6 protein-coding genes are annotated in these 9,374 nt (G+C 34.9%); all 6 read left to right on the top strand.

The features are described from left to right. Nucleotides 1–72: 72 nt before the first annotated feature. Complete coding sequence (gdhA, locus tag ACH2BG_RS03920) at nt 73–1,416, top strand: NADP-specific glutamate dehydrogenase (RefSeq protein ID WP_395046412.1); 1,344 nt, start codon at nt 73–75, stop codon at nt 1,414–1,416. Between the two features lie 126 nt (nt 1,417–1,542). Further along, entirely contained in the window at nt 1,543–3,822 is a 2,280-nt protein-coding gene (locus tag ACH2BG_RS03915) for an ABC transporter substrate-binding protein (RefSeq protein WP_395046411.1), read from the top strand. A gap of 6 nt (nt 3,823–3,828) precedes the next feature. After that, nucleotides 3,829–4,542: a DNA repair protein RecO gene (gene recO, locus ACH2BG_RS03910; protein WP_395046410.1), complete on the top strand. Its 714-nt coding sequence runs from the start codon at nt 3,829–3,831 to the stop codon at nt 4,540–4,542. Nucleotides 4,543–4,740: 198 nt separating this feature from the next. After that, nucleotides 4,741–8,142, top strand: coding sequence for an isoleucine--tRNA ligase (gene ileS, locus ACH2BG_RS03905; protein WP_395046409.1), 3,402 nt, complete (start codon nt 4,741–4,743; stop codon nt 8,140–8,142). Between the two features lie 6 nt (nt 8,143–8,148). Beyond that, entirely contained in the window at nt 8,149–8,529 is a 381-nt protein-coding gene (locus ACH2BG_RS03900; protein ID WP_091475345.1) for a TraR/DksA C4-type zinc finger protein, read from the top strand. Between the two features lie 89 nt (nt 8,530–8,618). Further along, a complete protein-coding gene (locus tag ACH2BG_RS03895; RefSeq protein WP_395046408.1) occupies nt 8,619–9,212 on the top strand; it encodes a lipoprotein signal peptidase in 594 nt (197 codons plus the stop codon). The last annotated feature ends 162 nt before the right edge of the window (nt 9,213–9,374 follow it).

Genomic DNA, 9,374 nt, shown 5'->3' with positions numbered 1-9,374 from the left:
TATATTTTTATAAAATGTATATTTGCTATTCGTAACGAAAACGTTTTTTTAAACGTTAATAATCTATAAATCATGTCACAAAGTATTGATGCTTTCATCCAAGCAGTAGGTAAAAGAAACCCAAATGAGCCTGAATTTATGCAGGCAGTTAAAGAAGTTGCAGAAACTGTAATTCCTTTTATTGAAAAAAATAAAAAATACGAAGGCAAAATGCTTTTGGAAAGAATGGTCGAAGCAGAACGTGTTATCATGTTTAGAGTTGTTTGGCTAGATGATGCTGGAAACACACAAGTAAACCGTGGTTACCGTATTCAGATGAGCTCTGCCATTGGACCGTATAAAGGAGGAATTCGTTTTCACCCTTCTGTAAATTTAAGCATCCTTAAATTTTTAGCTTTCGAACAAACTTTCAAAAACAGCTTAACTACTTTACCAATGGGTGGAGGAAAAGGTGGCGCTGATTTTGATCCAAAAGGAAAGTCTGACAACGAAATTATGAAATTTTGTCAAGCATTTATGACAGAATTATGTAAGCATATTGGTGGAAACACTGACGTTCCAGCTGGAGACATTGGTGTTGGAGGAAGAGAAGTTGGTTACATGTTTGGTCAATACAAAAGAATTAGAAACGAATTTACAGGAGTTTTAACTGGTAAAGGAATTTCTTTCGGAGGTTCATTAATCCGTCCAGAAGCTACTGGATATGGTGATGTTTACTTCGCTTACAGTATGCTAAAAACTAAAGGACAAAGCTTCGACGGAAAAACTGTTGTTGTTTCAGGTTCTGGAAACGTGGCTCAATATGCTACAGAAAAAGCGACTCAATTAGGAGGAAAAGTAGTTACAATGTCGGATTCAGCTGGTTACATATATGACGAAGCAGGAATTGACGCTGAAAAACTAGCTTATGTAATGGAAATTAAAAACGTAAACTACGGAAGAATTTCTGATTATGTAACAAAATATCCAAGTGCTAAATACATTGCTGGAAAACGTCCATGGGAAGTAAAATGTGATATTGCATTGCCTTGCGCAACTCAAAACGAATTAAATGAGGAAGAAGCAAAAACTCTTGTAGCAAACGGTTGTATCTGTGTGGCTGAAGGAGCAAATATGCCATCTACTCCAGAAGCAGTTACTGTTTTTCAAAACGCAAAAATATTATTCGCTCCAGGAAAAGCATCTAACGCTGGTGGAGTTGCTACTTCAGGTCTTGAAATGTCTCAAAACTCTTTACGTTTAAGTTGGTCTTCAGAAGAAGTTGATGATCGTTTGAAAGTTATCATGAAAGACATTCACGAAGCATGTGTACAATACGGTTCTGACGGAAGCGGATATGTTGATTATGTAAAAGGTGCAAATATTGCTGGTTTCGTAAAAGTAGCTGATGCAATGTTAGGTCAAGGTGTAGTTTAATTTACTAAACCTTTATAATAAATATGAAAGTGTTCACCAAGGTGAGCACTTTTTTTATACACAAATATATTAAAACCAAAATAAAATCGTTTTTGTTCTATATTTGTAATTGCTAAATTCCTTCAGATGAAAAACGTTTTTTTATATATCCTATTATTAATCTCAACTTTTGGGCACTCCCAAGACAATAAATTATGGAAAGGGTATTTTTCTTATAATTCTATTAAAGATATTTCGCAAAGCACAACTCAAATTTATGGCGCAGCAGAAAACGCTTACTTCAAAAGAAACTTAACCACAAATGAAATTTCAAAAATTTCAACTGTCGATGGATTGTCTGGGCAAAATATAACTCAAATTTACCATAGCGAAACCTACAAAAAAACACTTATAGGTCATGCCGACGGATTAATTATTATTATAAATGACCTTGACGGAAGCATGCTAAATGTAGTCGATATATTAAACAAACCATCTGTTCCACCCAACAAAAAGAGGATTAACCATTTAATGGAATATAATGGCAAAGTTTATATTTCGACAGATTTTGGCATTTCAGTATACGATTTAAATCTTTCGGAGTTTGGTGACACTTATTTTATTGGCTCTGGTGGTTCAAACGTCGAAATTTTACAAACAACCATTTACAATGGTTTTATTTATGCCGTTGCTAATGGTTATGGTCTATTAAAAGCAGCTGTAACAAATCCAAATCTTATAGATTTTAACCAATGGACAAATATATCAGCTGGAAGTTGGGTAAGTGTCGAGGCAATTAATACAGAATTAGTAGCAGTCAATTTAAGTGGCGCCATTTATAAATTAATTAACGACGTCCCTAACTTTATTACAAGCTATCCTCAAATACCTATAGACACAAGGCATAAGGAAGACAACTTAATCATAACTTTACAAAATCATGTATATATCTACAATCAGCAATTAATTGAAATTACTCACATTAACAACATCCCTAATTTTCCTCTAGTAAATTTCACATGTGCTACAATTATAAATGACAAGATTTATATAGGAACACAAGAAAACGGAGTATTCGCAACATCATTAAGTAATCCTACCGTTTTCGAGAATATAACACCAAACGGACCAGATAAAAACAGGCTTTTTGCTATCCAATCTTTTTCAAATGGAATATGGGCGGCATATGGTGATTATAGCATTTTTTACAACCCGTATCCTTTAGATTCTTTTGGTGTAAGCAAATACGATTCTAATAATTTATGGACACCAACTCCTTATCAAGATTTATTTGGAGCAAAATCAATTAGTCGAGTTGTCGTAAACCCAAAAAACGAAAATCAAGTTTTCTTTAGCTCCTATTATTCTGGCTTATTAAAATTTGAAAATAATGTTCCAACTACAATATTTAATACCTCAAACAGTAGTTTACAAACAATTCCAGGCCAAGTCCCAGACGACATTAGAGTAAATGGTTCTGCTTTCGACAAGGATGGCAACTTATGGGTAACAAATTCACTTGTAAGCAAAGGGCTTCATGTACTAAAAACTGACGGACAATGGCAAGGATTCCCACTAACAAGCCTTATGAATCCACTTTCTACAGCTTACGGAAGATTAACTATCGATAAAAATGGAACAAAATGGGTATGTGCCTTCTTTGAAGGATTAGTAGGATTTAACGAAAAATACGGTAACAAATGCATCACAATAAGGCAAGGTCAAGACGAAGGAAATCTTCCAACATTCGATGTAAGAGCAGTTGCAGTAGATAATAAGAATAAATTATGGATCGGGACAGCTTCTGGACTAAGGATACTCCAAAATGTAGATTCATTTTTAACCCAAAACGAGTTAACCACAAGTTCAATTATTATTCTCGAAGACAGTTTAGCCCAAGAACTTTTATATGGTCAATTTATTACTGATATTGTGGTAGATGGCGCAAATAACAAATGGATTAGTACTGCAGGAGCTGGTTTGTTCTACATCTCTTCCGACGGACAAAAAACATTCAATATTTTTACCAAAGAAAACTCTCCATTACCAAGTAATACAATAACTGATATTGATATTAATGTCCTAACCGGAGAAGTATTTATAGCCACCGAAGCAGGAATGGTATCCTTCAAAGGAACCGCAACAAATGGCGCAGAAAACTTCGAAAATGTAATTGTTTATCCAAACCCTGTAAGACCAGAATACAGCGGTAGTATATTTATAACCGGACTCATGGACAAAGCCAATGTTAAAATTACTGATATTGAAGGAAACCTAGTTCACGAAGGTATTTCTGAAGGAGGAACCATGATTTGGGACTCAAAAGCGTTCGGAAAATACAAAGTAGCTTCAGGTGTTTACATGCTTTTTCTATCTTCCGATGATGGAGCTGAAACCAAAGTAAAAAAAGTAATGATTGTAAGGTAAACCCTAATGCAAATCAAAACCAAAGCCATCGTAATTTCATCTATCAAATACCAAGAAAAAAGTTTGATAGTCAAATGTTTTACGCTTTCCGATGGACTCAAATCTTACTTTGTTCGTGATGCGTTTTCTTCTAGAAAATCCAACCAAAAAATCGCTTATTTTCAGCCATTAACAATACTAGAAATCGAAGCTGTTCACAAGAACAAAGGCACTTTAGAGAATTTTAAAGAAATAAAAATCGCCACCCCTTTTCATTCCATCCATTCCGATGTAGTAAAAAGCACTATCGTGATATTCATTTCCGAAATTTTACACCATTCCATACACGAAGAAGAAAAAAACGAAGCCTTTTTTACCTTTCTCGAAACTGCTTTATACTGGTTAGACAATCATGACGAAACTGCCAATTTTCATCTCATTTTACTCTTAGAAACTACAAAATATTTAGGGTTTTATCCAGATATTTCAAATATAGAGTACCCGTTTTTCGAAATGACCGAAGGCATCTTCTCCCCTTTTCACGCCATCAGTTCACTCACCCAACACGAAACTAATTTGTTCAAAAAACTCATCGATTTAAAATTCGATAATGATCAGAAAACTTTCCATGTCATCGAACGCCAAATACTCCTAAAAATCCTCATTGATTATTACAGTTTTCATCTCGACGGCTTCAAAAAGCCAAAATCATTAGACGTTCTCAAAGAAGTTTTTTCTTAAAGTCATTGAAAGAAAAGAAATAATCTTGGGCGTTACCCGAAAGGGTCGTGCTATCCGTTTCAATCTTTTTTTGGAAGAAAAATCCAAAAAAAGGATTTCCACTGCTATCCCTCACGCAAAGCACAAACTTTCGACTTTCGACTTTCGACTTTCGACTTAATTTCTTACTTTCGCACCACGATTTAAGAAAAGGACAAAATGAGCACTAAATTCACTGAATACAAAGGACTTAATCTACCCACGGTAGCATCAGAAATCCTTGATTTTTGGAAAAAAGAAAACATCTTCGAAAAGAGCGTAACCACTCGCGAAGGCAACACGCCATTCGTATTTTTCGAAGGGCCACCATCAGCAAACGGATTGCCCGGGATTCACCACGTTATGGCACGTGCTATTAAAGATATTTTTTGTCGCTACAAAACCCAAAAAGGCTTTCAAGTAAAACGTAAAGCAGGTTGGGACACGCATGGTTTGCCAGTAGAATTAGGCACCGAAAAAGAATTAGGAATTACCAAAGAAGATATAGGAAAAACCATTTCAATCGAAGAATATAACGAAGCCTGCAAAAAAACAGTCATGCGTTACACCGATGTATGGAATGACTTAACCGAAAAAATGGGTTATTGGGTAGATATGCAAGACCCCTACGTAACCTACAAACCCAAATACATGGAATCTGTTTGGTGGATTCTGAAACAAATCTATAACAAAGATTTGATGTACAAAGGTTACACCATACAACCCTATTCTCCAAAAGCAGGAACAGGATTGTCATCTCACGAAGTGAACCAACCAGGTTCTTATCGTGATGTTACAGACACAACGGTCGTGGCACAATTTAAAGCATTAAACGAAAGTTTACCTAGTTTTTTACAAAATTTTGGCGACGTACACATACTAGCTTGGACAACTACTCCTTGGACTTTACCTTCCAATACAGCATTAACCGTTGGTCCAAAAATTGATTATGCTTTAGTAAAAACTTTCAATCAATATACTTTTGAAGCAGTAAATGTAATTTTGGCTAAAAATTTAGTTGGAAAACAATTTGCAAAAGGTTTTTTTGAAAGTACAGAACCATCAGACTTTCAAAATTTCAAAGAAGGCGACAAAAAAATCCCATATCAAATCCTAACCGAATGTAAAGGTGCAGATTTAGTAGGAATTCGTTACGAGCAATTAATGCCTTTGGCTTTGCCATACCAAAATCCAGAAAATGCTTTTAGAGTAATTTCAGGAGATTTTGTGACTACCGAAGACGGAACAGGAATTGTACACACAGCCCCAACTTTTGGAGCAGATGATGCTAAAGTAGCAAAAGAAGCAACGCCAGAAGTTCCGCCAATGTTGGTTCTTGACGAAAACGAAAATCCTGTGCCATTAGTAAATTTACAAGGTAAATTCATCGATGGTTTGGGTGATTATTCTGGAAAATATGTCAAAAATGAATATTATACTGATGAAGTAGCGCCAGAACGTTCGATTGATGTTGAAATTGCAATTCAACTAAAAGAAGAAAACAAAGCATTTAAAGTAGAGAAATATGTGCACAGTTACCCACATTGTTGGAGAACCGACACGCCAATTTTATATTATCCGCTAGATTCTTGGTTTATAAAAATTACAGAAGTTCGCGACAGAATGTTTAACCTCAACGAAACCATCAACTGGAAGCCAAAAGCAACTGGCGAAGGACGTTTCGGAAATTGGTTAAAAAACGCCAATGATTGGAACCTTTCTCGTTCTCGTTTTTGGGGAATTCCGTTGCCAATTTGGAGAAACGAAGAAGGAACAGAAGAAATTTTAATTGGTTCGGTTGAAGAATTATACAACGAAATCGAAAAATCTATCGCAGCAGGTTTCCAAAAAGAAAATCCTTTCAAAGGTTTCGAAATTGGAAATATGGATGAATCAAATTACGATTTAATCGATTTACACAAAAATGTAGTTGATGAAATCACGTTAGTTTCTGCATCAGGAAAACCAATGAAACGCGAATCGGATTTGATAGATGTTTGGTTCGACTCCGGTTCTATGCCTTATGCGCAATGGCATTATCCTTTTGAAAACAAAGAAAAAATAGACGAAAACAAAGATTTTCCAGCGGATTTTATTGCCGAAGGTGTCGATCAAACTCGTGGTTGGTTTTATACTTTGCACGCAATTGGGACTTTAGTTTTCGATAAAGTAGCCTATAAAAATGTAGTATCTAACGGATTGGTTTTAGACAAAAACGGACAAAAAATGTCTAAACGTCTAGGAAATGCCGCAGATCCTTTCGAAACTTTGGCAGAATATGGTCCAGATGCTACGCGTTGGTACATGATTTCGAATGCAAATCCTTGGGATAATTTGAAGTTTGACATAGAAGGCATTGCAGAAGTACGTCGTAAATTCTTCGGAACTTTATATAATACCTATTCTTTCTTTGCGTTATATGCTAACATTGATGGGTTTAAATATACCGAAGCAGAAATTCCATTAAACGAAAGACCAGAGATTGACCGTTGGATTTTATCCGAACTAAATACGCTTATAAAAGTCGTTGACGACGCTTATGCGGACTACGAACCAACGAAAGCCGCTCGTGCTATTTCAGATTTCCTGCAAGAAAACCTAAGTAATTGGTATGTAAGATTGTGCAGAAGACGCTTCTGGAAAGGTGATTATGCACAAGATAAAATTGCCGCTTATCAAACATTATATACTTGTTTAATCACTGTTTCTAAGCTTGGAGCACCTATTGCCCCATTCTTTATGGATAAACTTTACAGAGATTTAACCTTAGCAACACAGTCAGAAAAATATGACAGTGTACATTTGGCCGAGTTTCCAAAATCAGTTGAAAACTTTGTTGATAAATCGTTAGAAAGCAGAATGCAAAAAGCACAAACGATTTCGTCACTAGTTTTATCGCTTCGAAAGAAGGAAATGATAAAAGTACGCCAACCATTACAAAAGGTAATGATTCCAGTACTTGACAATGCATTTAAAGCAGAAATAGAAGCAGTTTCGGACTTGATTATGGCCGAAGTAAACGTAAAAGAAATAGAACTTTTAGACGATGCTTCAGGGATTTTAGTAAAGCAAATAAAGCCTAATTTTAAGGCTCTTGGTCCGCGTTTTGGGAAAGATATGGGATTGATTGCCAAAGAGATACAAGGTTTTACAGCTGCGCAAATTAATCAATTAGACAAAGACGGAACGTTAGATATTGTTATTTCAGGAAAAGATATAACTTTATCAATAGAAGATGTAGAAATCACATCGCAAGATATTGAAGGTTGGTTGGTTGCAAATTCTGGTGGAATTACCGTAGCATTAGACATTACAATTTCTGATGAATTAAGAAAAGAAGGAATTGCCAGAGAGTTAGTGAACCGAATTCAAAATTTGCGAAAAGATTCGGGTTACGATGTGACTGATAAGATTACGGTTTCGGTAGAAAAAAATGACAAAATAAATCAAGCCATTTTAGACAACCAAGACTATATAAAATCTGAAACACTTACAAAAGAACTAATTCTTTTAGATGGTATCGAAAACGGTACGATTATTGAGTTTGATGATATAAAAACAATGATTTTAATTTCAAAATAAGAAATTATGGTAGATGAACAAATAAGATTTTCTGATGCAGAATTAGCAGAATTCAAAGAATTAATCTTGGGAAAATTAGACAAAGCTAAAATAGATTTAGATTTAATACGAAGCGCTTACATGAATGACTTAAACAACGGAACCGATGACACATCGCCAACGTTTAAAGCATTTGAAGAAGGAAGCGAAACGATGTCTAAAGAGGCAAACTCACAATTGGCTATTCGTCAAGAGAAATTTATTCGTGACTTGAGAAATGCGCTAGTTCGTATAGAAAGTAAAACTTACGGTGTTTGTAAAGTAACAGGGAAATTAATAAACAAAGAACGTTTAAAAATTGTTCCTCATGCTACAATGAGCATTGAAGCAAAAAATTTACAGAAATAACATATCGCACAATAAAATTACTAAACGCTCCTTTTTTGGAGCGTTTTTTATATAATAATGTTTATTTTTGTTCCGTAATAAATTTTAAAATGAATTTAAAGAAAGCCTATTTTATTGTTTTTTTGGTTTTATTAATAGACCAAGTTTCTAAAATATATATCAAAACACATTTTATTTTGCACCAAGAAATCGAAGTTTTTTCATGGTTTAAAATACTATTTATAGAAAACGAAGGTATGGCTTGGGGAGTCGAAATTCCTGGTCTTTACGGAAAATTAGCCCTAACCACATTTAGAATTCTTGCCGTAGGCGGGATAGGTTACTGGCTTTGGGACGCTGTAAAAAAACAAAGTTCAAGCGTATTAATTATTGCAATCTCACTAATACTAGCTGGTGCTTTCGGAAATATTATAGATTCTGTTTTTTACGGAAAAATATTCGATGATAGCTCTTACAACTTAGCAACACTGTTTAGCGACAAACCTTACGGAAACTGGTTTTACGGAAAAGTTGTCGATATGTTATATTTCCCAATTTGGAACGGAGATTTACCAACATGGCTGCCGTTTTTTGGAGGAAAACATTTCACATTTTTCAATGCGATTTTCAACATAGCAGATATGGCAATATCGACAGGTGTTGGGATTTTGATAGTTTTTAACAAAAAAGCTTTCGGAAAATAATGATGGTTTTATCTAACGCTATTTAAAACATAATAAAAAAACCACGCAAGTAGCGTGGTTTTTTTATTATGTTCTATTTATTTTTCTTTTGCTGTCCTGGAGCATAATCTTTTGCACTTCCTCCATAAATCTTTTTAGCTTGACCTGGTGGCAAGCGTTTTT

This window comes from Flavobacterium sp., assembly GCF_043779715.1.
In the GTDB taxonomy this organism is placed as follows: domain Bacteria; phylum Bacteroidota; class Bacteroidia; order Flavobacteriales; family Flavobacteriaceae; genus Flavobacterium.
This window is presented reverse-complemented; position numbering and strand designations above follow the sequence as displayed.

Coding starts and splice junctions, on each gene's coding strand:
- gdhA (WP_395046412.1), top strand. CDS start 73: ATGTCACAAAGTATTGATGCTTTCATCCAAGCAGTAGGTAAAAGAAAC.
- ACH2BG_RS03915 (WP_395046411.1), top strand. CDS start 1,543: ATGAAAAACGTTTTTTTATATATCCTATTATTAATCTCAACTTTTGGG.
- recO (WP_395046410.1), top strand. CDS start 3,829: ATGCAAATCAAAACCAAAGCCATCGTAATTTCATCTATCAAATACCAA.
- ileS (WP_395046409.1), top strand. CDS start 4,741: ATGAGCACTAAATTCACTGAATACAAAGGACTTAATCTACCCACGGTA.
- ACH2BG_RS03900 (WP_091475345.1), top strand. CDS start 8,149: ATGGTAGATGAACAAATAAGATTTTCTGATGCAGAATTAGCAGAATTC.
- ACH2BG_RS03895 (WP_395046408.1), top strand. CDS start 8,619: ATGAATTTAAAGAAAGCCTATTTTATTGTTTTTTTGGTTTTATTAATA.